Source organism: Ralstonia sp. VS2407 (assembly GCF_052950655.1).
On the sequence record NZ_JBRFVG010000252.1, the window covers coordinates 1 to 467 of the forward strand.

Annotated in this window: 1 protein-coding gene; it reads left to right on the forward strand. The window is 49.9% G+C overall.

Features of this window, described 5'->3' with window-relative positions:
• Positions 1-467, forward strand: a 467-nt coding sequence (locus tag ACU8YE_RS24885; protein ID WP_446930209.1) for a DUF711 family protein, incomplete at both ends; no start/stop codon positions are given.

The window sequence follows — 467 nt, forward strand, 5'->3', positions numbered from 1 at the left end:
TAAGAAGACGGCATTTAAAATCACGCGGATGGGACAATTAGTCGGTCAAATCGCTTCTGAGCGATTGCACGTACCCTTTGGTATTGTGGATCTGTCATTAGCTCCTACTCCGGCAGTTGGTGATAGTGTCGCGTTGATCTTGGAAGAAATGGGCTTGGAAGCTGTCGGCACACACGGTACAACGGCCGCACTGGCTTTATTGAACGATGCTGTGAAAAAAGGCGGCGTGATGGCCTGCAACCATGTGGGAGGCTTATCAGGCGCATTCATCCCGGTTTCTGAAGATGCAGGTATGATCAAAGCCGTAGAAGAAGGCTATCTGAATCTGGAGAAATTAGAAGCGATGACCGCCATTTGTTCAGTGGGTCTGGACATGATCGCGATCCCAGGAGATATACCAGCGGAGACGATTGCGGCGATGATCGCTGATGAAGCTGCGATCGGTGTCATCAATCATAAAACAACGG